At 70.2% G+C, this 22,177-nt stretch carries 19 protein-coding genes and 1 pseudogene; 11 read left to right on the top strand and 9 right to left on the bottom strand.

Annotated elements, in window-relative coordinates; all coding sequences use genetic code 11:
- The first annotated feature begins 5 nt into the window (after positions 1-5).
- The gene (locus FE633_RS31205) at positions 6-503 is read left to right on the top strand and encodes a DUF1203 domain-containing protein (protein WP_138048523.1); all 498 of its coding nucleotides are present in this window, start codon (positions 6-8) and stop codon (positions 501-503) included.
- Positions 504-507: 4 nt separating this feature from the next.
- Here FE633_RS31205 and FE633_RS31200 read toward each other — a convergent pair whose 3' ends face one another.
- The gene (locus FE633_RS31200; RefSeq protein ID WP_138048522.1) at positions 508-1,809 is read right to left on the bottom strand and encodes a TerD family protein; all 1,302 of its coding nucleotides are present in this window, start codon (positions 1,807-1,809) and stop codon (positions 508-510) included.
- Positions 1,810-1,916: 107 nt separating this feature from the next.
- Entirely contained in the window at positions 1,917-2,933 is a 1,017-nt protein-coding gene (locus tag FE633_RS31195; protein ID WP_138048521.1) for an aspartate-semialdehyde dehydrogenase, read from the bottom strand.
- Between the two features lie 252 nt (positions 2,934-3,185).
- Here FE633_RS31195 and FE633_RS31190 point away from each other — a divergent pair, with 252 nt between their 5' ends.
- Both FE633_RS31190 and FE633_RS31185 read left to right on the top strand, forming a co-directional pair.
- The gene (locus FE633_RS31190; protein WP_171060184.1) at positions 3,186-3,725 is read left to right on the top strand and encodes a sigma-70 family RNA polymerase sigma factor; all 540 of its coding nucleotides are present in this window, start codon (positions 3,186-3,188) and stop codon (positions 3,723-3,725) included.
- A gap of 1 nt (position 3,726) precedes the next feature.
- On the top strand, positions 3,727-4,533 hold the full coding sequence (locus FE633_RS31185; protein ID WP_138048519.1) for a hypothetical protein: 807 nt from the start codon (positions 3,727-3,729) through the stop codon (positions 4,531-4,533).
- Positions 4,534-4,664: 131 nt separating this feature from the next.
- Here the strand turns inward: FE633_RS31185 and FE633_RS31180 are convergent, their stop codons facing one another.
- A complete protein-coding gene (locus tag FE633_RS31180; protein WP_138048518.1) occupies positions 4,665-5,207 on the bottom strand; it encodes a CGNR zinc finger domain-containing protein in 543 nt (180 codons plus the stop codon).
- A gap of 130 nt (positions 5,208-5,337) precedes the next feature.
- Here FE633_RS31180 and FE633_RS31175 point away from each other — a divergent pair, with 130 nt between their 5' ends.
- The 7 genes and pseudogenes from FE633_RS31175 (at position 5,338) to FE633_RS31145 (ending at position 12,842) form a co-directional block, all read left to right on the top strand.
- Positions 5,338-5,793, top strand: coding sequence for a VOC family protein (locus FE633_RS31175; RefSeq protein ID WP_138048517.1), 456 nt, complete (start codon positions 5,338-5,340; stop codon positions 5,791-5,793).
- 3 nt (positions 5,794-5,796) lie between these two features.
- A pseudogene (locus FE633_RS31170) lies at positions 5,797-6,752 on the top strand (pyridoxamine 5'-phosphate oxidase family protein).
- Positions 6,753-6,761: 9 nt separating this feature from the next.
- Positions 6,762-7,241, top strand: a complete 480-nt coding sequence (locus FE633_RS31165) for an NUDIX hydrolase (protein WP_138048516.1) — start codon at positions 6,762-6,764, stop codon at positions 7,239-7,241.
- 231 nt (positions 7,242-7,472) lie between these two features.
- The gene (locus tag FE633_RS31160; protein WP_138048515.1) at positions 7,473-9,245 is read left to right on the top strand and encodes a TIGR03767 family metallophosphoesterase; all 1,773 of its coding nucleotides are present in this window, start codon (positions 7,473-7,475) and stop codon (positions 9,243-9,245) included.
- 124 nt (positions 9,246-9,369) lie between these two features.
- Entirely contained in the window at positions 9,370-10,518 is a 1,149-nt protein-coding gene (locus FE633_RS31155; RefSeq protein WP_171060182.1) for a serine hydrolase domain-containing protein, read from the top strand.
- A 31-nt stretch (positions 10,519-10,549) separates the two neighbouring features.
- The gene (locus FE633_RS31150; RefSeq protein WP_246113912.1) at positions 10,550-11,689 is read left to right on the top strand and encodes a serine hydrolase domain-containing protein; all 1,140 of its coding nucleotides are present in this window, start codon (positions 10,550-10,552) and stop codon (positions 11,687-11,689) included.
- 19 nt (positions 11,690-11,708) lie between these two features.
- Complete coding sequence (locus FE633_RS31145) at positions 11,709-12,842, top strand: serine hydrolase domain-containing protein (protein ID WP_138048514.1); 1,134 nt, start codon at positions 11,709-11,711, stop codon at positions 12,840-12,842.
- Positions 12,843-12,860: 18 nt separating this feature from the next.
- On the opposite strand, the gene FE633_RS31140 is transcribed toward FE633_RS31145, so the two are convergent.
- Together FE633_RS31140 and pepN are read right to left on the bottom strand one after the other, a co-directional pair.
- Entirely contained in the window at positions 12,861-13,946 is a 1,086-nt protein-coding gene (locus FE633_RS31140; RefSeq protein ID WP_138048513.1) for a hypothetical protein, read from the bottom strand.
- Between the two features lie 210 nt (positions 13,947-14,156).
- Positions 14,157-16,733 carry an aminopeptidase N gene (pepN, locus tag FE633_RS31135; protein WP_138048512.1) on the bottom strand — a complete coding sequence of 859 codons (2,577 nt, stop codon included), beginning with the start codon at positions 16,731-16,733 and terminating at the stop codon, positions 14,157-14,159.
- Positions 16,734-16,912: 179 nt separating this feature from the next.
- Between pepN and FE633_RS31130 the strand changes: the two genes are divergently transcribed.
- On the top strand, positions 16,913-17,569 hold the full coding sequence (locus FE633_RS31130; protein ID WP_138048511.1) for a mycothiol-dependent nitroreductase Rv2466c family protein: 657 nt from the start codon (positions 16,913-16,915) through the stop codon (positions 17,567-17,569).
- Positions 17,570-17,582: 13 nt separating this feature from the next.
- On the opposite strand, the gene FE633_RS31125 is transcribed toward FE633_RS31130, so the two are convergent.
- Genes FE633_RS31125 through FE633_RS31110 form a run of 4 tightly spaced genes read right to left on the bottom strand, consistent with a single transcriptional unit; the run spans position 17,583 to position 21,951 of the window.
- Complete coding sequence (locus FE633_RS31125) at positions 17,583-17,819, bottom strand: hypothetical protein (protein WP_138048510.1); 237 nt, start codon at positions 17,817-17,819, stop codon at positions 17,583-17,585.
- A 10-nt stretch (positions 17,820-17,829) separates the two neighbouring features.
- Positions 17,830-18,492, bottom strand: a complete 663-nt coding sequence (locus tag FE633_RS31120) for a response regulator (protein ID WP_138048509.1) — start codon at positions 18,490-18,492, stop codon at positions 17,830-17,832.
- Positions 18,489-19,724, bottom strand: coding sequence for a sensor histidine kinase (locus FE633_RS31115; RefSeq protein WP_138048508.1), 1,236 nt, complete (start codon positions 19,722-19,724; stop codon positions 18,489-18,491). The genes FE633_RS31120 and FE633_RS31115 overlap by 4 nt, the downstream gene beginning before the upstream one ends.
- A 4-nt stretch (positions 19,725-19,728) precedes the next feature.
- Positions 19,729-21,951, bottom strand: coding sequence for an MMPL family transporter (locus FE633_RS31110; RefSeq protein ID WP_138048507.1), 2,223 nt, complete (start codon positions 21,949-21,951; stop codon positions 19,729-19,731).
- Positions 21,952-22,177 lie beyond the last annotated feature (226 nt).

The following is a 22,177-nucleotide window of genomic DNA, read 5'->3' as shown; positions in this document are numbered from 1 at the left end:
ATGACATGACGACGTACATCGAGGACACGACGACGTACACCGCACGCCCCGTCCCGCCCACCGCCCTGAAGGAGTTGCGCTCCGTCGACGACGCGGGTCGCCCGACGGTTCCCTTCGTGGACGGCGAGGGGGGTGCCCCGCTCCGCTGCTGCCTGCGCCGCAGCGAGCCGGGCGAAACGATCGCTCTCGTCTCGTACGCCCCGCTGCGCCGCTGGGCGGCGGAGACGGGCGCCGATCCGGGCGCGTACGACGAACAGGGCCCGGTCTTCATCCACGCGGACGACTGTGCGGGACCCGACCTGGACGGACTTCCGTTCTCGAAGGCCCATCGCACCCTTCGCCGCTACTCGGCACAGGGGCACATCCTCGGCGGGCGCCTCGTCGAGCCTCCGGAGAGCTTCGACGACGCGTTCGCGGAGGCGTTCGCCGACCCCGAGGTGGCCCTCGTGCACGTACGGGCCGTGGAGTACGGCTGCTTCCTGTACGAGGTACGCCGGCCCTGAGCCGTCAGCCGCCCACCGCGATCCGCCATGGGCCGTCGGCTCCCACGCGCAGCAGTCCGGGGCGCTGGACCGGGGCCAGTACGTCGAGGCGGCCGACCTCGTTGACGAGGAGCTCCTGTTCGTCCTCCGGCCAGTGGGGATCGGTGGACGAACAGTGGTACCAGACGGTGAAGTTGCTCTCGCCCTGGTGCGTGAAGGAGAGCACGCCCGGTTGTCCCTCGTACACCAGCAGGTCCGGGCCCCTGCCGTGGAGGGTGTGCTCCAGCCGCCGGGCGTGGCCGAGCGGCAGCACCCGCAGGATCCACGGGGTGTCGGCCTCCACGCTCAGGGACAGCGGGCGGTCGCCGGGGACGGTGGTCACCGTGCGGCCGTGGACTTCGTCCTCGTAGGCGTCCAGCAGCAGCTCGTCCGTGCGGCCGTACTCGTCGCACGTGTACAGGGTGACCGAGATGCTGTCGCGGCACTCGATCTCGACGACCACGCGGCAGCCGGGCGGCAGGGACGGCGGACAGGTGACGCGCTGCTTGCCCGAGCCCTGGTGGACGAAGGGCGCGAACCCGACCGCGAGATCGGCGAGGATCCCCTGCCCCTGCCCCTGCCCCTGCCCCTGTATCTGTCCCTGCGTCTGGCTCAGCCCTTGCATCTGCCCGGGCCACTGTCCCTGGCCCTGCGCCTGGGAGAGCGGAGCCGGCGTGAAGGCGGGAGGTGGAGGTGCGGGTGCGGGCGGGGGTGCGACGGGCATCGGCGGAGGGGGCGGCGGGCCCTGAGGGGCCGGCGTCTCCTCGACGGCGATTCCGAAGTCCGTCGCGAGCCCGGCCAGGCCCGAGTCGTAGCCCTGGCCCACCGCGCGGAACTTCCAGCCGCCGTTCCTGCGGTAGAACTCCCCGAAGACAAAGGCCGTTTCCGTGGTCGCGTCGCCGATCGAGAAGGACGCGACCGGCTGCCCCGCGGGGAGGCCGACCCGGATGTCCAGCATCGGTATCTGCCCGAACGTGCCCGCGTCGGCGGAGGCGGCCACCACGACCCGGTCCACCTGGGCCTCGACGGCCGCCAGGTCCAACCAGATCCAGTCGGCGGCCGTCCCGCCCGGGCCCTGTCCCTTGCCCAGATGGCGCACGGCCCTCGAGGGATGCTCGCGCTGGTTGTAGAAGACGAGGTCGGCGTCCGACCGGACGCGACCCGTACCGTCGAGCAGCAGGGCCGAGACGTCCACGTCCGGAACATCCGGGCCCTGCTGCCAGGTCACCGCCGCCTGAAGGGCTTCCACCGGAACGGGCACATTGCCGCCCTTGGCCATCTGGGTCATGGCGGGATCTTCACATAAACCGCACGCCGCCGTGGCCGGTTCGACACAAGCCCGCGGCAGGCGCGGCGGCGAGGCCGCTTGTGGCCCTTGGCTTCAGGCCTTGAGCCTCAGCCCTTGAGTTCCGCCGCCACCAGTTCCGCGATCTGGACCGCGTTCAGCGCCGCGCCCTTGCGGAGGTTGTCGTTGGAGACGAACAGGGCGAGGCCGTTCTCCACGGTCTCGTCCGTGCGGATGCGGCCCACGTAGGACGGGTCCTGGCCGGCGGCCTCGAGGGGGGTCGGGATGTCCGACAGGGCGACGCCCGGAGCGCCCGCCAGGAGCTCCGTCGCGCGCTCCACCGACAGCGGACGCGCGAAGCGGGCGTTGATCTGGAGGGAGTGGCCGGAGAAGACCGGGACACGGACGCAGGTGCCGGAGACCTTCAGCGCCGGGATCTCCAGGATCTTGCGGGACTCGTTGCGGAGCTTCTGTTCCTCGTCGGTCTCGCCCAGGCCGTCGTCGACGATGGAGCCCGCGAGGGGGAGGACGTTGAAGGCGATGGGACGCTTGTAGACCTGGGGCTCGGGGAAGTCGACCGCCGCGCCGTCGTGGGTCAGCTGGTCCGCGTCGGCGACGACCTTCTGCGCCTGGCCGTGCAGCTCGGCGACGCCTGCCAGGCCGGAGCCGGACACCGCCTGGTACGTCGCGACGACCAGCGCCTCCAGCCCCGCCTCCTCGTGCAACGGCTTCAGCACCGGCATCGCGGCCATCGTCGTGCAGTTCGGGTTGGCGATGATCCCCTTGGGGCGGTCCGCGATCGCGTGCGGGTTCACCTCGGACACCACCAGGGGTACGTCCGGGTCGCGGCGCCAGGCCGAGGAGTTGTCGATCACGACCGGGCCCTGCGAGGCGACCTCCTCGGCCAGCGCCCGGGAGGTCGCGCCGCCCGCGGAGAAGAGCACGATGTCCAGGCCGGAGTAGTCGGCCGTGGCGGCGTCCTCCACCGTCACACCGTCGAGGGCCGTGCCGGCCGAGCGGGCCGAGGCGAACAGACGCAGCTCGGCGACCGGGAAGTCCCGCTCGGCGAGGATCCTGCGCATGACCGTGCCGACCTGACCGGTGGCTCCGACGATTCCGACCTTCACGGCGACTCCTTTTACCTGGGCATTACTGGACGGCGCTTCCATCATGCGTCTGTCCCCGGTCCGGCTGTCCAATCCTTTGTCGTGTTGCCCGAGGAGTGGGACGGTGTGCCCCCGGGCGATGTGACGTACGTCTCGGTCGAACGTTTCGCACCGTACCGGCGTCCTAGAGGAAACGCGGTTGGGGGGTGCCGTGTGGTGCGTGCCAGACCCCGCGAGCCCGGCCTGCACCACACGGCACCCCCCAAGGGAGGGGTGGCTGTGCTGCGCAGAAAAGCCCGCCGCGCCCAGGGGGTCGACGCTCCGGTCGACGATCCGCTGGACGCGGCCCAGGAGCGCCGGGTGCGTGCGGTGCTCGCGCTCGGCGGGGTGCCGCAGGCTGACCTGCTGGACGGGGTACAGCAGGTCCGGCTGCGGCTCCTGGAGCGGGCGGCGAGAGGCGCGGAGGCGCCGCGCGACGTGTCTGCGTGGGCGGCGGTCGTCGCGTCGAACCTGGCGATGGACTGGCACCGGGCCAGGCGCCGCCAGGAACGGATCGGAGAACGTCTGGCCTCGCTGCGCCAAATGGAGCACACCTCGGGCGACGACTCGAAGGTGCTCTCGCTCGCCGTGGCCCAGGGCCTGGACGAGCTGCCCGACGCCCAGCGGCAGGTCCTCGTCCTGCGCTTCTACGCCGACCTGCCGGTCCGTGGGATAGCCGAGGAGCTCGGCATCCCGGAGGGCACGGTCAAGAGCAGGCTGCACACGGCGGTCCGCGCGCTGCGCGCCCGCCTGCACGAGGACGAGGTGGTGTGACGTGGCCGAGTACGAAGGCGATCAGCAAGCCGATGCCCTGCTGGCCGCGCTCTTGGATGAACCTCTGCCCCCGGAGGCCGTCGAGAACGAGGCGTTCATGGCGGAGCACCGGTCGGCGGTGGCGGACGTGGCGACGCTGCGGGAGCAGTTGCGGATCATGGGGGATGCCCTGGCCGCGGAGAGCGAGCGCCCCGAGCGGTCGCCGGCCGCCGAGCCGCTGAGGCCGGCCAGTACGAAGCTGCCCCGGCCGGCGAAACCAGCGAAACCGGCGAAATCAGTGAAACCAAGCCGGCCCAGGCGCTACGCGGGCGTGGCGCTGGGTGCCCTCGCCCTCGGCATGGGGACGGCGATGCTGGGCGGACTCGTGTGGTTCGGCATGAACGGCAGCGCGGGCAGCGACAGCGGCGCGGCGAGCGACAAGTCGGCCGCGCAACAGGGGACCAACGAGGACAGCGGCAACGCGGAGTACTCGCCCGAGATGCACATCGCCTGCTCGAAGGTCCTCGTCGAGGGCACCGTGCGGAGCATCACGCCGCGTGACGACGGGGACGTACGGGTAGTGCTGGAGGTGAAGCGCTACTACCGGCCCGAGCGGTCCGTGGCGAAGCACCCGACGATCGCCGTCACGCTGCTGGGCAGCGCGCGCAAGGACCTGAAGGTCGGTGACTACACCCTGGTGCGGGTGCCGGTGTATCCGGAGGACCGGCAGGACTGGGAGGTCGGCTGGGGCGTCGGCGACGCCCGCAAGGACATCGTGGACGCGCTGCCGGGGGCGCGCGGGCTGGAGTGCCCGGGCCCCGGGCGCTGAGGCGAGCCGGAAAGGGCGGGCGTCCGGTGCGGCACACCGGACGCCCGCCCGCCCCGCCCTGCCCTGCCCGCAGTCGGTCGGCCGATCGGCCGATCGGCCGACCGGCCGGTCAGTCGGTCGGAGACCCGCGCTCAGCTCTCCTTCGCGCGCGCGTAGTGGCGGGACACCTTCGCGCGGTTGCCGCACACCGCCATGGAGCACCACCGGCGGGTGCCGTTCCGCGAGGTGTCGAAGAAGTGCAGGATGCACGCCTCGTGCGCGCAGGCGCGGACGCGGTCGGGGGCCGTGCTCAGCAACTCCAGGTAGTCGCGGGCCGCGAGCCAGGCCGGCCCCCATGATGTGTCGCTGAACTCCGCACGTTCGCCCGGCCCTTCGGCAGTGAGCGTCGCGCGGATCCGGCCGTGGCCCAGGACGGCGTCGACCCGCCCGGCACTCTCCGCGTCCAGCGGGCCGTCGACGACCGCTCGCAGGGCGTCCCGCGCCCGCAGGACGTGGCGCAGTGCCGCCTCGTCCGCGGTGAAGTGATCGAGCCCGTTCGCGGCCAGCCACACGGCCAGTCCGTCGATGTCCACGAGCAGGTCCCGCACCGCGCCCTCGTGCATCCACCGCGTGTTGAGCAGGTCGAGGGAGAGCGGCTCGCCGGTGAGAGGACGCGGATCGCGGGCGGCGGACATCTCGGGTCTCCCTCCAGTGCTAACCGGTCAAGGGTACGTGGCCGGTTGCACGATCTCGCACCTAACCGCTAATCTCCATTACACAGGTTAGCCCGCATGAGGCGGGCAGCCGCTGACGAAGGGGTGAGCCATGTCGGCAACCAGCACGTTGCGCACCGGCCACATCGGTCTCAATGTCACGGACCTCGACCGCTCGCTCGCCTTCTACCGGGACGTCCTCGGCTTCGGTGTGATCGCCGAGGGGAAGGAGCAGGGCCGCCGGTTCGCGTTCTTCGGCGAGTCCGGCCGCCCGACGCTCACGCTGTGGGAACAGGCTCAGGGCGCGTACGACTCCGGGCGCGCCGGCCTTCATCACCTCGCCGTCGAGGCCGACACGGTCGAGCGGGTCCGGGAGTACGAGGCGACATTGCGCGCGTACGGCGTCGACTTCGCGTACGACGGTGTCGTCGCCCATGGCGAGGGCGCGGCGTCGGGCGGCATCTTCTTCCACGACCCGGACGGAACCCGCCTGGAGATCTACGCGCCGAGCGGCGCCGAAGAGGCTCCGGCGCCTTCCGGGACCGCTCCGACCTGCGGTTTCTTTTAAAGGATGGATCTCGTGGCCGCGTACGACCCCTATCACCCCGGTTCGCGCGCCGTGCAGGACCGCGTCGGTGTGCGCGAGTTCGCCGATCACGTCGGCCGGTCCATCGGCCAGGGCATCAGACCGGTGGCCGCCGCCTTCCTGGAACTCCAGCCGATGCTGGTGCTCGGCGCGGCCGACCGGGCGGGCCGGGTCTGGGCCTCGTTGCTCACCGGCGCCCCCGGGTTCGTCAGGGCTACGGGACCCCGGCAGATCTCGGTGGCGGGCGGCGTGCGCGAGGGCGACCCCCTCGCGGACACGCTCGCGGCCCACACCCCGCCCCATACCCCGGCCGACTCCCCGACCGGCATCCCGATCGGGGAGTCGGCCGGCGTCCCGGTCGGCACCATCGCGCTGGACCCGCGCACCCGCCGCCGTATGCGCCTCAACGGACGGGCCCGCCCCACGCCCCGCGGATTCGCGGTCGAGGCCGACCAGGTGTTCTCCAACTGCCCCAAGTACCTGCAGAAGAGGGACCATTACGAGGAGGTGCCGCGCCGGACGGCGGGTGCCGCGCGGAGGAGCGGTCAACTCCTTCCGGAACAGCGGAAGTTCGTCGAAGCCGCCGACACCTTCTTCCTCGCCACCGTCCACGGGCACGGCGCCGACGCCAGCCACCGGGGCGGCAACCCCGGCTTCGTACGCGCCATTCACCGTCCGAACTGAGCTGGCGGGACTACCCCGGCAACTCCATGTTCCTCACGCTCGGCAACCTGGCGGCCGATCCGCGCGCCGGGCTGCTGCTCCTCGACTGGGCCACCGGCACGACACTGCAGCTCACGGGCACCGCGCGTACGGACTTCGAGCCCGACGGCGGCCGCACCGTCGGCTTCACGGTCACCGAGGTCGTCGAGACACCGGGAGCCAGCCCGCTGCGCTGGTCCGCTCCCGAGTACTCACCGGCCAACCCGCCGCTGCCGTAACGTCTGCGCATGCACAAGGAGCTGAGGGTGGCGGCCTACGCCGTGTGCGTGCGGGACGGGCACATGCTGCTCGCGCGCTGGGTGGACGGGGACGGCAGCAAACGCTGGACGCTGCCCGGCGGCGGGATGGATCACGGGGAGGACCCGTACGACACCGTGATCCGGGAGGCCGAGGAGGAGACCGGGTACGCGGTCGAGCCGGTCGAGCTGCTCGGAGTCGACTCCGTGCGTCGCCGCTATCCGCGCCGGCTCGGCACGACGGCCGACTTCCAGGGACTGCGGATCGTGTACGAGGCCCGTGTCACCGGAGGCGAACTGCGCCACGAGACCAACGGCTCCACCGACATGGCGGCCTGGCATCCGCTGGACGAGGTATCCGGTCTGGAGCGGGTCGAGCTGGTCGACGTGGGGCTCGCACTCTGGCGCGAGCGCCCGGCGGCCGGGCGTGTGGCGATACCTCCGGCGGAACCGGGGACCCTCGAGAAATAGGTTCCGTACCCAAGAAAGTGAACATGGAGTGACCGTCTTCCGTCGGCTCGACGAGGAGGCGGTTGACGCGCACATGGTCCAAGATCCACGTATGCGATCGGCGCTGCCCGTTGCCGCCTCGTTCACGCGCAGGTCACTCCCGGTGCCAACCATCCAGTGTGAACGGACAGTTCGCGTCAGTGAACCGTCCGAGACCACTGTTGACGCGTTCGCACTCGGGGAGACCGCGCCATGTCGCGCACACGCTCTGTCGCCACCGCCGCCACCGCTACTGTTCGTGACCGCCGCGCCTTCCTGGCCGCCACCGGGGCGGTGTCGCTCTCCGCGGGGATCGGACTCGCGCTCCGGCCGGGCGCCGGTGAGGCCGCCGCCGACTCCGCCGCCGTCCAGGGGCACGCGGCCGTGGCCATGTCCCGCGAGGCACCTGCCCCGCCGCTCGCTCCGTACACCCGTGGCACCACGCTGGCGTCGGTCGCGGCGCCCCGTACCTCCTCCGGCTTCCGGCGGCTCGGCGACGGGCCCGCCTGGCAGCGGGTCGTCCGCACCGATCTGGCCGCGGCCAAGTCCGGGCGCGAGGGGCGGCGCACCGCACTCGCCTCCTTCGTGCAGTTCACCGACCTGCACCTGGTCGACGTACAGCACCCGCTGCGGTACGAGTACCTGCGCACCCAGACCAGCAGCGCCTGGCGTCCGCAGGAGTCCCTGTCGGTGGCCGGCGCGGTCTCGCTCGTCGAGCGGGTCAACGCGCTGCGCGGAGCGCCCGTCACCGGCTCCCCGCTGCACTTCGTGATGACCACCGGCGACAACACGGACAACAATGCCAAAACGGAGCTGGACTGGTTCCTGAAGGTGATGAGTGGCGGCCGCATCACCCCCAACTCCGGTGATCCGCGCCGCTACGAGGGCGTCCAGAACAGCGGCCTGAAGCTCTACTGGCAGCCCGACGAGGCAATTCGCGACTCCGACAAGCAGCTCGGCTTCCCCCAGATCGACGGCTTCCTCGCCGCGGCCGTCCGGGAGCTGCGCAGCCCCGGCCTCAACCTGCCCTGGTACTCCACCGTCGGCAACCACGACTCCCTGCCCGGCGGCTGCTACGCGCCCGGCGACTCCTTCTTCGCCGAATTCGCGGTGGGCGGCAAGAAGCTGATGGAGCTGGACGAGGCGGTGGGCGCCGCCATCTGGAAGAACGTCAAGAACGGCGGCGACCCCAAGGGCGCGGCCTTCAGGGACATGCTCAAGTCCGAGGCCCGCCGGATGCGTTCGGTCACCCCGGACGAGGGACGCGCCCCCTTCACACCCACCGAGTACCTCCAGGCGCACCTCGACCCGGCCCACACCGGCGCGGGCCCCATCGGCCACGGCTACTCGCAGGCGAACCTCGCCGCGAAGACCCAGTACTACGCGTTCCGCATCGCGGACGACCTGATCGGCGTCAGCCTCGACACCACCGACCCGGGCGGTCACTACGAGGGCTCGATCGGCACCGCGCAGCTGCGCTGGCTGGAGCGGACGCTGAAGGAGGCCGACAAGAACAAGGAACACGTCATCGTCTTCAGCCACCACACCAGCAAGACGATGCGCAACCTCCGTGAGGACCCGGACCACCCGGGCGAGAGCCGCCACGGCGGCGACGAACTGGTCGACGTGCTCGCCGGCCACCGCTCCACCCTGGCCTGGGTGAACGGGCACAGCCACAAGAACGACATCACCCCGCACTCGGCCTCCGGCAACCAGTCGTTCTGGGAGATCTCCACCGCCTCGCACATCGACTTCCCGCAACTCGCCCGAGTGATCGAGGTCGTGGACAACCACGACGGCACGGTCTCCCTCTTCACCACGCTCATCGAGTCCGCGGCGCCCCACCGCACGGACTTCAGCGACCTCTCCCAGACGGGCCTGGCGGCCCTCTACCGAGAGCTGTCGTTCAACACGCCCGGGGCCCGTACGGACCTGTCGGGCGAGGCGGGGGACCGCAACGTGGAACTGGTCCTGAAGAAGGGCTGAGAGGGCCGACACGAGTTCCTCCGAAGGGGGGCTCAAAAGCGCCCAACCCGCCCGGGGCAGGCAACCCTCGCGCCCCGACACCCGGTCCCTCCCGGCGATGTGTCATCGACGAGAGGGACACGACATGGGATCCCGAACACTGCGTCTCGGTCTGGTGGGAGCCGTGGCGCTCACCGCGGCTTCGTTCACCGCGTCCGCGACGGCCGCCCCGGCCCCGACCGGCCAGGGCCACCGCGCGACGCGGGAGGCGATGGACGCCGCGGTCGAGGACGGCGTACCCGGTGTCGCCGGTCAGGCGAAGGACAAGTACGGCACCTGGAAGGGCACTTCGGGCGTCGGCGACCTCAGGACCAACAAGCCGCGTTCCGCCCACGACCGTTACCGCGTCGGCAGCATCACCAAGACCTTCGTGTCGACGGTGCTGCTGCAACTGGAGGCCGAGGGAAGACTTTCCCTGGACGACAAGGTGGACCAGTGGCTGCCGGGCGTGGTCCGGGGCAACGGTCACGACGGCACCCGCATCACCCTCCGCCAGCTCCTCAACCACACGAGCGGCATCTTCAACTACACAGCGGACGAGGAGTTCGGCCGGACGTTCTTCCTGAAGGACGGCTTCTTCAAGCACCGCTACGACACGGTGACGCCCGAGCGACTCGTGCGGATCGCCACGTCCCACAAGCCGGACTTCGCGCCGGGCACGTCCTGGAACTACTCGAACACCAACTTCATCCTGGCGGGCATGGTGATCGAGAAGGCCACGGGCCACTCGTACGGGGACGAGATCCGCCGCCGCATCATCCAGCCGCTCGGCCTGCACGCCACATCCGTCCCCGGTACGAACCCGAAGGTGCCGCAGCCCAGCAGCCGGGCATACGGGAAGCTCGCCGAGACCGCGACCGGCCCGACGTACGACGTCACCGAACTGAACCCCTCACTCGCCGGCGCGGCAGGCGAGATGATCTCCGACTCCGGCGACCTGAACCGTTTCTACTCGGCCCTGCTGCGCGGCAAGCTCCTGCCCGAAGCGCAGCTCGCCGAGATGAAGACGACCGTCAAGGTCGACGAAATCCCCGACGCCGGCTACGGGCTCGGTCTGATGGAACACAAGCTGAGCTGCGGCACCGTCGTCTGGGGCCACGGCGGTGGCATCCACGGCTCGTCGTCCGAGGCGGTCACGACGGCGGACGGCCGCCACTCGCTCTCGTTCAACTTCAACGGCGACTGGTCGGGGAGCAGCGAAGCAGTGATCGAGGCGGAGTTCTGTGCCAAGTAACTCCACAGGTCACAGGAAGGAAGACAGGAAAGTGCGCACCGCACTGATAGGAGTGACCGCGGCGATCGCGGTCACGGCGGGAACGTTCGCGGCACCCGCCGTGGCCTCGGCACCCGCGACCGACCATCACAGCCCCACCCAGCGGGCCATGGACGCCGCGGTCGAGGACGGCGTACCCGGTGTCGCCGGTCAGGCGAAGGACAAGTACGGCACCTGGAAGGGCACTTCGGGCGTCGGCGACCTCAAGACCAACAAGCCGCGTTCCGCCCATGACCGTTACCGCGTCGGCAGCATCACCAAGACCTTCGTGTCGACGGTGCTGCTGCAACTGGAGGCCGAGGGAAGACTTTCCCTGGACGACAAGGTGGACCAGTGGCTGCCGGGCGTGGTCCGGGGCAACGGTCACGACGGCACCCGCATCACCCTCCGCCAGCTCCTCAACCACACGAGCGGCATCTTCAACTACCGCGACGACAAGGAGTTCATACGCAAGTACATCCGCAAGGATGGCTTCTTCAAGAACCGCTACGACACGGCGACCCTCGGCCGGCTCGTGAAGTACGCCATGGCGAACAAGCCGGACTTCGCGCCGGGGACGGACTGGAAGTACTCGAACACCAACTACTCCCTTGCGGCGATGGTGATCGAGAAGGCCACGGGTCACTCGTACGGGGATGAGATCCGCCGCCGCATCATCGAACCGCTCGGCCTGCACGCCACATCCGTCCCCCGTACGAACCCGAAGATGCCGCAGCCCAGCAGCCGGGCGTACGCGAAGCTCGCCGAGTCCACGACCGGCCCGACGTACGACGTCACGGAACTGAACCCCACGCTCGCCGGGGGCTCGGGCTCCATGATCTCCAGTTCCGCCGACCTGAACCGTTTCTACTCGGCCCTGCTGCGCGGCAAGCTCCTTCCCAAGGCCCAGCTCGCCGAGATGAAGACGACCGTCAAGGTCGACGAAGCCCCCGGCGCCGGCTACGGCCTGGGCCTCATCGAACGCAAGCTGAGCTGCGGCGTCGTGGTCTGGGGCCACAGCGGCGAACTCTTCGGTTCGCTCTCGGAGGCGGTCACGACGGCGGACGGCCGCCACTCGATCGCCTTCAACTTCAACGGCACCTGGTCGGGGGACAGCAACGCGGTGATCGACGCGGAGTACTGCGCCAAATGACTTGTATATGGGGGAAGACATGTCAACGCGTACCACACTGATAGGAGTGACCGCGGCGATCGCGGTCACGGCGGGAACGTTCGCGGCACCCGCCGCGGCATCGGCACCCGCTACCGACCGCCACAGTCCCACCCAGCGAGCCATGGACGCCGCGGTCGAGGACGGCGTACCCGGCGTCACGGCTCAGGCGAAGGACAAGTACGGCACCTGGAGCGGCACTTCAGGTGTGGGGGACATCAGAACCGGACAGCCCCGTAGCCCCCACGACCACTACCGCGTCGGCAGCATCTCCAAGACGTTCATCGCCACCGTGCTCCTCCAGCTCGAAGCGGAGGGCGAGCTCGACCTCGACGACAAGGTCGAGCGCTGGCTCCCCGGCGTAGTCCAGGGCAACGACAACGACGGCAGCCGCATCACCCTCCGTCAACTCCTCAACCACACCAGCGGCATCTACGACGTACTCGCGGACCCGGAGTACCAGCAGAGGGTGTTCAGCGAGGAGTTCCTCGAACACCGCTACGACACCTGGACCGCCGAGCAGATGGTGGCCATGGCCATGCGGCACAAGCCGGACTTCGATCCGGGAGAGGACTGGAACTACTCCAACACCAACTTCATCCTGGGCGGGATGGTCATCAAGAAGGTCACCGGCCACTCGTACGCCGACGAGATCCAGCGGCGCATCATCCAGCCCCTCGGCCTGCAGGGCACCCGCTCACCGGGCACCGACCCGCTTCTGCCGCGGCCGAGCAGCCGGGGCTACTCGAAGCTCTCCAAGGACCCGGACGCCCGGATCCACGACCTCACCGAGTACAACCCCTCGGTGGCGGGCGCGTCCGGCGACGCGATCTCCACCTCCGCGGACCTGATGACCTTCTACACGGCGCTGCTGCGCGGGAAACTGTTGCAGAAGCCCCAGATGGCCGAGATGACGAAGACTGTCCGATGGAACGACAGCCGCCGCTACGGTCTCGGTCTCATCCGGTACAAGCTGAGCTGCGGCCAGGTGGTCTGGGGCCACGGCGGCGACGTCCACGGCAGCTCGACGGCGGCGTTCACGACCCGGGACGGCCGCCACGCCCTCGCGTTCAACTTCAACGGCGAATTCGCGGGCGACGCCGAGGCGGTCATCGAGGCCGAGTTCTGCGAGTAGAGCTGCCCGGTCGGTCCCTCACGACCGAGGCAGCACGACCACATATGCCGCCGGGTCGCGATCCGCCGACGCCATCAGAGCGGTGCGTACGACGGCCGCCTGTTGTTCCATCGCGTCGCGGAGTTTTCGCGGCGTGATGTGGACGACGGTGATGCCGAGGCGTTCCAGGTGCTCGCGTTTGCGGGCGTACTCGGACCCGAGCGCGTCCTCGTCCGGGCGTGGGGTGCGGGTGTCCAGTTCGAGGGCGACGGCCTGTTCGGGCCAGTAGGCGTCGAGGCCGCCGAGGTAGGGGCCGCCGGGCAGGCGCAGGTCGACGTTCCAGACCGGGTCGGGGAGGCCGTTCTCGCGGACCATGCGGTACAGGCGGTCCTCCGCGATCGCCCGGCCCTCGGCCAGGAGTGAGTTCACCGCGTCCACCACGTGCGGACGGCTCAGTAGTCGGGCCTGCGTCAACTCCCGTACCACGGCGGCCGGTTCGCAGTGGCCGCCGCGTACTGCCTCGGTGAGCAGACCGCGTACGGCGCCCGCGTCCGCGAGTTCGCGGGCCGCGTCCGCCAGGGCGCGGGCGACGGGGGCCACCGGGAAGCCGGTGATCTGTTCGGGGGCCGGCATCACGGAGGTGCGAACGATGCGCGCGCAGCCCGAGGAGCGGAGGCGGCGCAGCCGCGGGACGAGGACATCGATGTGCTCCAGGGACAGCAGAGGCGGCGCCGATGAGAAGCGGTGCAGGGTGAGGGCGGCGAGGCCGGTGATCACGGGGTCGGCGTACCGCTGAGGAGCAGCCCCGGCCTCGGCATCGCGCCCGGCAGGTCCGGCGGGCCCGGCGGGAGCCGGCTGGGCCGGGATCCCCTGTGCTGCCCGGAGGGGCGAACGGGCGGCGTACTTCAGGACCGCGTGCAGTCGTTCCTCGCCGGTGGGCGGGCCCGGGTGGAGGAGGACGACGCCGGGCAGGATCTGCTGCCAGGCCCCGCCCGGACGGCACTGCTCGTTGATCTCGGAGGTGCTCACGCCGTGCGCCCGCAGCTGCGCGGTGCTCAGCACACGCCGCTGGACGTCGGACAGATGGTGGAGGGGGCGGGGGGAGAGCGGGGTGTTGTGGTTCATGCCCCGCAATGTCCCCCCGCCCGATCCGCCCCGTAACCGCTGTTACATTCCCGTCGACAAATACGGACAAGGTCGCCCTAAAGTGCAGACGTTCGATTGCCGAAACCCCCTGGTCCGTATGGGGGTTACGGCGTCGATTACCCGCATTCCGTAACTGTTATGGACGGTACGCGTCAACACGCGGCCGGGGTGGGGCGAAGTCGCCGTTTCCTAGCGGGCGGCGGCCCCGTCGCACGCCTGCGCCCGCAGCGTCCGAGCGAGGTCGTCCCTCGCCTCCAGTACGAGCCGGCGCAGAGCGGGTGCCGTGCTCTGGTGCGAAGCCAGCCACGCGTCGGTCGCGTCCAGCGTCGCCCGCGAGTCCTGGAGGGACGGGAACAGTCCCTTGACCACGTTCATGCCGATCTGGATGGACCGCTCCTCCCAGACGCGCTCGATCGCCTCGAAATACTTGGCGACGTAGGGAGCGCCGAGCTCCCGCTGCGACGGCTGGGCGAAGCCCGCGATGGTCGCCTCGACCAGTGCGTTGGAGAGCGTGTCCGACTCGACGACGGCCGCCCACGCCTGGGCCTTCACCGCGGCCGAGGGGCGGGCGGCGAGGCAGCGGACCTGGTGGCGATTGCCCGACGCCGTGTCGTCGCGGGCCAGCTCGGCCGCGAGCACGGTCTCGTCGGCGGCGCCGCGCGAGGCGAGCGGCTCCAGGAACGCCCAGCGCAGCTCCTGGTCGACCTCCAGCCCGTCGAACTTGTCCGTGCCGTCCAGCAGGCCCCGCAGCAGCTGTAGATCGTCCTCGCCGGCCGCGACCGCCGCGAAGAACCGCGCCCATGTCAGCTGGTGCTGGCTGCCGGGCTCGGCCGCCCGCAGCTCGCGCAGCGCGCCCTCGGCGAGCAGCAGTCCGCCCGCGTCCCTCCAGTCGGGCGCCGCGTAGTGCGTGAGCGCCGACCTCGCCCATGCGTGCAGCATCTGGAGCACGCCGATGTCGGACTCGCGGCCCGCGAAGCGCAGGACGAGATCGATGAAGTCACGGGCGGGCATCAGGGCGTCGCGGGTCAGGTTCCACAGCGCCGACCAGCACAGCGCGCGGGCGAGCGGGTCGGTGAGGTCGCCGAGCCGCTCCCGCAGCGTCGCCAGCGAGCCCTCGTCGAAGCGGATCTTGCAGTACGTCAGGTCGTCGTCGTTGACCAGCACGAGCTCGGGGGCGTCGGCACCGGCCAGCTCGGCCACGACCGTGCGCGGGCCGTCGACGTCCACCTCGGCGCGCGCGTACCGCTCCAGGGCGCCCTCGGGCGACCGCCGGTACAGGCCCACCGCCACCCGGTGCGGCCGCAGCTGGGGGTGCGATTCGGCGGCTTCCTGGAGGATCGCGACCTCGTCGATGCGCCCCTCGGCGCTCAGGAGCACCTGCGGTGTGAGGGAGTTGACGCCGGCGGTCTGCAGCCAGGCCCGCGACCAGGCGGCCATGTCGCGGCCACTCGTCTCCTCCAGGACGGAGAGGAGATCGCCCAGGCGCGTGTTGCCGTACGCGTGCCGCTTGAAGTAGCGCCGCGCGCCCTCGAGGAACGCCTCCCGCCCGGCGTACGCCACCAGCTGCTTGAGAACGGACGCGCCCTTGGCGTACGTGATCCCGTCGAAGTTCAGCTTGGCGTCCTCCAGGTCACGGATGTCGGCCGTGATCGGGTGCGTGGAGGGCAGCTGGTCGGCGCGGTACGCCCATGCCTTGCGGTTGTTGGCGAAGGTGATCCAGGCGTCGGTGAAGCGGGTCGCCTCGGCCGTCGTGAAGGTCCCCATGAAGTCCGCGAAGGACTCCTTGAGCCACAGGTCGTCCCACCACTCCATGGTGACGAGGTCGCCGAACCACATGTGGGCCATCTCGTGCAGGATGACGTTCGCCCGGCGCTCGTACGCCGCCTGTGTCACCTTGCCGCGGAAGATGAACTCCTCGCGGAAGGTCACACACCCCGGGTTCTCCATCGCGCCGAGGTTGTACTCCGGTACGAACGCCTGGTCGTACTTCCCGAACGGGTACGGGTAGTCGAAGTGGTCGTGGAAGAAGTCCAGCCCCTGCTTGGTCACCAGGAACACGTCGTCGGCGTCGAAGTGCCGGGCGAGACCCTTGCGGCACAGGGCGCCCAGGGGGATCTCCAGCGTCGTACCGTCCTCGAAGGTGCGGGAGTAGCGGTCCGTCACATAGTGGTACGGGCCGGCGACGAACGCCGTGATGTACGTCGAGATGGGCTTCGTCTCGGCGAACCGCCATACGCCGTCGTGCTGTTCACCCACCCCGTTGCTCCAGACCACCCAGTCCTCGGGGGCCCGGACCTCGAACCGGAAGGGGGCCTTGAGGTCCGGCTGCTCGAAGTTCGCGAAGACGCGGCGGGAGTCGGCCGGCTCGTACTGCGTGTAGAGGTAGACCTCGCCGTGCTCCGGGTCCACGAAGCGGTGCATGCCCTCGCCGGTGCGGCTGTAGGCGCACTGGGCGTCGACCATGAGTTCGTTGTCGTCGCCGAGGTCCTCCAGGAGGATGCGGGAGCCGTCGAAGACGGCGCCCGGGTCGAGGTCCTTGCCGTTGAGGGAGACGGCCGTGACGCTCGGCGCGATCAGGTCCGCGAAGCTGGTGGCGCCCGGCTCGGCGCAGCGGAAGCGGATGGTCGTCACCGACCGGAACGTCCGCGGCTCGGCGTCCGTGTCGCCGACGGCGGAGCGCAGGTCGAGCGACACCTCGTACCCGTCGACGGACAGCAGGGCGGCCCGCTCGCGGGCCTCGTCGCGGGACAGATTCTCACCGGGCACGGGCGGCACTCCCTCGTGGCTGTATGACGGGCTGCGTCTCCTCCGAACAGCACTGATCCTCCCATGTGCCACTGACACCGGGCACCTGGGAATGAGCCGCGTGACCGACGGCGTTGGGGCTGGTAGACAGCACCCTGGCAGCGACCGTTGCCGCCCTTTTGTCCTTTTCGAGGAGAGCCATGTCCGAGCAGACCTCAGGCAAGACCCCCGTCGACTTCTGGTTCGACCCTCTGTGCCCCTGGGCGTGGATGACCTCGCGCTGGGTCCTGGAGGTGGAGAAGGTCCGGGACATCGAGGTCCGCTGGCACATCATGAGCCTCGCCGTCCTGAACGAGCCGAAGCTGGACGAGCTGCCCGAGGAGTACCGGGAGCTGCTGTCCACCAAGGCCTGGGCCCCGGTCCGGGTGGTGACCGCCGCCTGGCAGAAGCACGGCGCCGAGGTGCTCGGCCCGCTCTACACGGCAATGGGCACCCGCTTCCACAACCAGGGCGAGGGCCCGACCCGCGAGGCGATAGCGGCCGCCCTCGACGACGCAGGTCTCCCCGCGGACCTGATCGAGTACGCGGACCAGGAGGACTTCGAGTTCGACGCCGAGCTGCGCGCCTCCCACAAGGAAGGCATCGACAAGGTCGGCCAGGACGTCGGTACCCCCGTCATCGCCGTCCCCGGCGCCGACGGCGAACAGCTCGCCTTCTTCGGTCCCGTCGTCACGCCGGCCCCCAAGGGCGAGGAGGCCGCCAGGCTCTGGGACGGCACCCTGCTAGTCGCCTCCGTCCCGGGCTTCTACGAGATCAAGCGCACGCGTACGGCGGGTCCGGACTTCAGCAACCTGTGAGGGAGCGGGGGGCTCATTCGGGCTCGGGCATCTTCACGGGAGGGTCGAAGGGGTTGTCGTCGTACGCGTACCGGATGTTGCGGCAGTCGCGGTCGCGGCTGACGCAGATCCAGTAGTCGTCGACGAACGCGTTGCCCTTCCGCTTCTTGGCCAGCTTCCGGATCACGTTCCGTTCCCGGTCGTCCCGCGGCTGACGGTGCGGCTCGTAGGTGCCACACGTATAGCAGCGGTACGTCATCTCCCTGGGCATTCCGTAACTATCACCCGGAGCCCCCCATACCGGAAGACCTTCGCAACAGCCCCCGCTCCATCGCCACCACCACCGCCCGAGTCCGGTCGTTCACGTCCAGCTTGGCGAAGAGGCGGAGGAGATGGGTCTTGACCGTGGCCTCGGCTATGACCAGGCGGGCGCCGATCTCGGCGTTGGTGAGGCCGTCGGCCACGGCGTTGAGGACGTCGGTCTCGCGGGCCGTGAGGGGAGGATGGGCGGGGCGGCGCATGCGGGCGACGAGTTTTTCCGCGACCCGGGGCGCCAGGACCGTCTCGCCGCGCGAGGCCGCGTGGATCGCGTCGACCAGTTGCTCGCGGGTGGCGTCCTTCAGCAGGTAGCCGATGGCGCCTGCCTCGACCCCGCGCTCGATCTCGGCGTCCGTGTCGTAGGTGGTGACGATCAGGACCCTGGTACGCGGGTACGCGGCCACGATCTCCGCGGTCGTCGCCACCCCGTCCAATACGGGCATCCGCAGGTCCACCAGAGCCACGTCGGGCTCGTGCGCGGCGACGAGTTCGAGGGCCGCGCGGCCGTCGCCTGCCTCGCCGACGATCTCGATGCTGGGCTCGGCGGCCAGCAGGGCCACCACACCGGCCCTCATCACCGTGTGATCGTCCACCACGATGATCCGCAGTTTTCCGCCGCCGGTCATGTCAGCTCCTCGCCGGTCTCGCCGATCGTGCCGGTCTCGCCGTCCATCGGGATCGTCGCCAGTACGCGCGTCCCGTCCCCCACCGAGCTGGTCACCGTGAGCTCCCCGCCCAGCTCCGCCAGCCGTTTGCGCATCCCGTCGAGCCCGAACCCCGCCGATTGCCCCACGACGAACCCCGCCCCGTCGTCCGTGATCTCCAGCTCCACCCCGTACGGCTGCCGGGCCAGCACGACCCCGACCGTGGACGCGCGCGCGTGCTTGCGCACATTGGCGAGTGACTCCTGTGTGCAGCGCAGCAGCGCGATCCGGGTCGGCTGGTCGCACTCGAAGTCCGCCTCGATGTCCGCCAGCTCCGCGTCGACCGCGAGCCCGGTGTCCTCCACGAAACGGTCCAGCGTCCGGCGCAGCGTGTGGGCCACCGAACCCGCCGCCACCTGACCGCCGCGCTGCGCGGAGCCGACCAGCTCCCGCGCCTCCGCGAGGTTCTCGCGCGCCGTGGACTCGATCGACCGCAACTGCTGTGCGCTGCGTGCCGGATCGGTGTCCAGTCCGGCCCGTGCCGCCTCCGCGAGCGCGATGATCGAGGCGAAGCCCTGCGCGAGCGTGTCATGGATGTCGCGTGCCATGCGCTCCCTCTCATCGGCAGCCCCCTGACGCTGATGCGCCTGGGACAGCTGGAACTGGGCTTGTTCCAACTCGGTGATCAGCCGCGCCCGTTCATGGCTCTGGGCGACCACCGAGTGCACCCACAGCCCGATCAGCATCCCGACGGCCACGACGATCACCACGGGGATCAGGGTCTCGCCGAAGAACGTCGCCGAGGGGCCGAGCCGGAACCAGCTCCCGGCCAGCGTCCCCCCGGCGGCCAGTCCCAGGAACCCCAGCGAGGCCCGCCGCGTACGGCCGAACATCCAGAAGTGCGGGAGCGTCACCATGAACAGCGTCCCGAAGGAGGCGTGCAGATACGCGAACGCGCCGAGGGTGGCGGCCAGTATCAGCAGATAGGTGTGCGGGCGCAGCACCGGATTGTCCGGGAACCGGTCCACCACCGCGTAGCAGAGCATCAGACACCCGAGCAGTCCGAGCGTCCAGTACTTGCTCGCGCCGGGCCGGTCCAGCGCGGCGAGCCCGATCGCCATCGCGCCGAACAGCACCCAGCACGCCGCGTTCCAGCGGCGGAGCGTGACGGCCCACAAGGGGTCGGTGTGTCCACGGAGGGCGGAGGCGGTCATGACGTCAACGTACGTCCGGCACCGGCGACTTGGTGGCCGCTTCGGCCTCCCGGCGATCAGCCGTCGGCCGCCGCCGCGCCCCGTGCGAGGGCCACCAGCTCGCCTCGCCGAGCAGCAGCATCGCCGCCGGCAGGATCATGATCCGGATGATGAAGGCGTCCAGGAGTACGGCTGTCGCGAGGACGAAGCCGATCTGCTTCATCTCGATGATGTGCAGGAAGACGAAGCTCACGAAGACCGTCATCATCACCACGGCCGCGCTGGTCACCACCCCCGCGGAGGTGCGGATCCCGTCCAGCACGGCCTGCCGCGTCGGTACGCCGGCGAGCACGGCCTCCCTGATCCGGCTGACCACGAACACCTGGTAGTCCATCGAGAGCCCGAAGAGGATCACGAACAGGAACAGCGGCACCCGCGACCCGATCGACCCGGTGGACTCGAAGTTCAGCAGCCCCTCGGCCCAGCCGTTCTGGAAGACGAGGACGAGCATCCCGAGTGCCGCCGCCGCGGACAGCAGGTTCAGTACGACACCGAGCAGGCCCAGCACCACCGAACGGAACGCGTACACGGTCATCGCGAAGGTCACAAGGAGCAACGCGCCGAGGACCAGGGGCAGTTTGCCGTTCTGGTGCGCGGGATAGTCGGCGTAGCGGGCGACGTCACCGCTCACACCGGTCTCGGCCGCGTCGATCCGGCCGATGGTGGCGGGCACGTAGTCGTCCCGGAGATGGTCGAGGGAGTCGTACGCCTCGTCCGAGTTGCCGAGGTGCGGAACCTTCAGCTCCAGCACGCTGGTCCGCCGGTCGTCGGACGTGCGTATCCGGGACTCCCCGGTGAACAGCGGGTCCGCGTCGGCGCGTTCGGCGAGCTCCTCCAGGGCCGCCCTCACTTCACCGGAACGCCCGGCCTCGGCGCGTACGACGACGTCGTGGGTGACCCGCCGCTCGGGAAAGGCCTCGTTGAGCCGGTCGTACACCTGCATGGCGGGGATGTCCCGGGAGTGCGTGTCCCGGCTCATTTCCGTGATCTTCAGCCCGGCCAGCGGCGCGGCGAGCGCGAGCAGAGCGACGACCGCGAGGCACAGGGTGGCCATGGGATGCCGGGTCGCGGGCCGCAGCAGTACCGTCCACACCCGGCCGCCGCCCTCGCCCCGCACCCGCAGCGGCCGCTTGCCGCGCGCGGCATGGCGCGACGAACTGCGCTCTCCCCGCTTGCCGAGCTTGACCAGGAGCGCGGGCAGCACGGTCAGGGAGCTGAGCACCGCCACCAGAACGACCACGATGGTGCCGGTGGCCAGCGAGGAGAAGATCACGTCGGAGGCCAGGAACAGTGTCGCCGTGGAGACCACGACCGCGAGCCCGGACACCACGACCGCCCGGCCCGAGGTCGCCGCGGCCAGCTCCACCAGCGCCTCGGAACTCAGCCTCCCGCCGGAGCGCGCCCGCTCCTCGCGCTCTCGCTTGAGATAGAAGAGGGTGTAGTCGACGCCGACCGCGAGCCCGATCATCAGGATGATGTTGGTCCCGACTCCGGTGTCGGGGGAGAGGTGCGAGACCACCATCGACAGCCCGACGGCCGCCGCGATCGACGACAGCGCGAGCAGCAGCGGCACCCCGGCCATCGTCACCGAACCGAACACGATCAGCAGCGTGATCAGTGTGACGGGCAACGTGATCGCTTCGGAGAGTGCCAGATCGTCGCCGCGCTGCTGGTCGACTCCCTTGCTGACGGAGGGACTTCCGGTCTCCTCCAGCAGCAGCTCGGGGTTCGCCTTCTGTACGGCCTCGGTCTGCGCGAGCAGCGCGTCGACCTTGTCCTTCGCGTCCCGCTCCTCGCCCTTGAGGGCCACCTCGACCATGAGGATCCGGCCGTCCTCGGACAGCAGCGGGTCGGCCACACCCGCCACCTCGGGCAGGCGCTCCATCCGGGCGGTCAGGTCCTCCGCGGCGGCCCTCGCGGACACTTCGGCGGCTCCCCGGTCGAGACCGGCGTCGGAGCGGGCGGAGATCAGCACCTGCTCCGTGGACCTGCGCTCCAGGTTTCCCTCGGCGGCCATCGCCTCGGCGCGGCCGGCCTCGCCGACCCGGTAGTCCGCGGTCTTCGCGCTGTTGAGCCCGACAGCGCTGCCGACCGCCAGGCACAGCGCCACGAACACCAGCCAGCCGATGATCGCCCGCCAGGGGTGCAGCGCACTCCAGCGAGCCATGCGCACAGTAAGTGAGTTCATGCCCAAAAGCCTTGCTGAGCAGGGCAGTTGGCAGACAGAGGTACTCGATGGAACTTGCCGTCCACCGATCGGTGGACGGCGGGGGTGCGGAGAGCCCCACCCCCGGCTTGCGGAAGACCCCCGCGAGCGCGGAAAACCCCCGCGAGTCACGTCCTCGCGGGGGTTTCCTTCATTCCGCCCGCCGGCGTGAAAGGTGAGAAGACGATCACGAGGCGGGGCGTATCGG

This window comes from Streptomyces montanus (assembly GCF_005786655.1).
In the GTDB taxonomy this organism is placed as follows: domain Bacteria; phylum Actinomycetota; class Actinomycetes; order Streptomycetales; family Streptomycetaceae; genus Streptomyces; species Streptomyces sporangiiformans.
Note: the sequence above shows the minus strand (reverse complement) of the source record. Positions and strands in the feature narration are given on the sequence as shown.

Excerpts from the sequence above, each read along its gene's own strand:
- FE633_RS31205 (WP_138048523.1), top strand. The coding sequence starts at position 6 with ATGACGACGTACATCGAGGACACGACGACGTACACCGCACGCCCCGTC.
- FE633_RS31200 (WP_138048522.1), bottom strand. The coding sequence starts at position 1,809 with ATGACCCAGATGGCCAAGGGCGGCAATGTGCCCGTTCCGGTGGAAGCC.
- FE633_RS31180 (WP_138048518.1), bottom strand. The coding sequence starts at position 5,207 with ATGTCCGCCGCCCGCGATCCGCGTCCTCTCACCGGCGAGCCGCTCTCC.
- FE633_RS31175 (WP_138048517.1), top strand. The coding sequence starts at position 5,338 with ATGTCGGCAACCAGCACGTTGCGCACCGGCCACATCGGTCTCAATGTC.
- FE633_RS31165 (WP_138048516.1), top strand. The coding sequence starts at position 6,762 with ATGCACAAGGAGCTGAGGGTGGCGGCCTACGCCGTGTGCGTGCGGGAC.
- FE633_RS31160 (WP_138048515.1), top strand. The coding sequence starts at position 7,473 with ATGTCGCGCACACGCTCTGTCGCCACCGCCGCCACCGCTACTGTTCGT.
- FE633_RS31155 (WP_171060182.1), top strand. The coding sequence starts at position 9,370 with ATGGGATCCCGAACACTGCGTCTCGGTCTGGTGGGAGCCGTGGCGCTC.
- FE633_RS31145 (WP_138048514.1), top strand. The coding sequence starts at position 11,709 with ATGTCAACGCGTACCACACTGATAGGAGTGACCGCGGCGATCGCGGTC.
- FE633_RS31140 (WP_138048513.1), bottom strand. The coding sequence starts at position 13,946 with ATGAACCACAACACCCCGCTCTCCCCCCGCCCCCTCCACCATCTGTCC.
- FE633_RS31130 (WP_138048511.1), top strand. The coding sequence starts at position 16,913 with ATGTCCGAGCAGACCTCAGGCAAGACCCCCGTCGACTTCTGGTTCGAC.
- FE633_RS31125 (WP_138048510.1), bottom strand. The coding sequence starts at position 17,819 with ATGCCCAGGGAGATGACGTACCGCTGCTATACGTGTGGCACCTACGAG.
- FE633_RS31120 (WP_138048509.1), bottom strand. The coding sequence starts at position 18,492 with ATGACCGGCGGCGGAAAACTGCGGATCATCGTGGTGGACGATCACACG.
- FE633_RS31115 (WP_138048508.1), bottom strand. The coding sequence starts at position 19,724 with ATGACCGCCTCCGCCCTCCGTGGACACACCGACCCCTTGTGGGCCGTC.
- FE633_RS31110 (WP_138048507.1), bottom strand. The coding sequence starts at position 21,951 with ATGAACTCACTTACTGTGCGCATGGCTCGCTGGAGTGCGCTGCACCCC.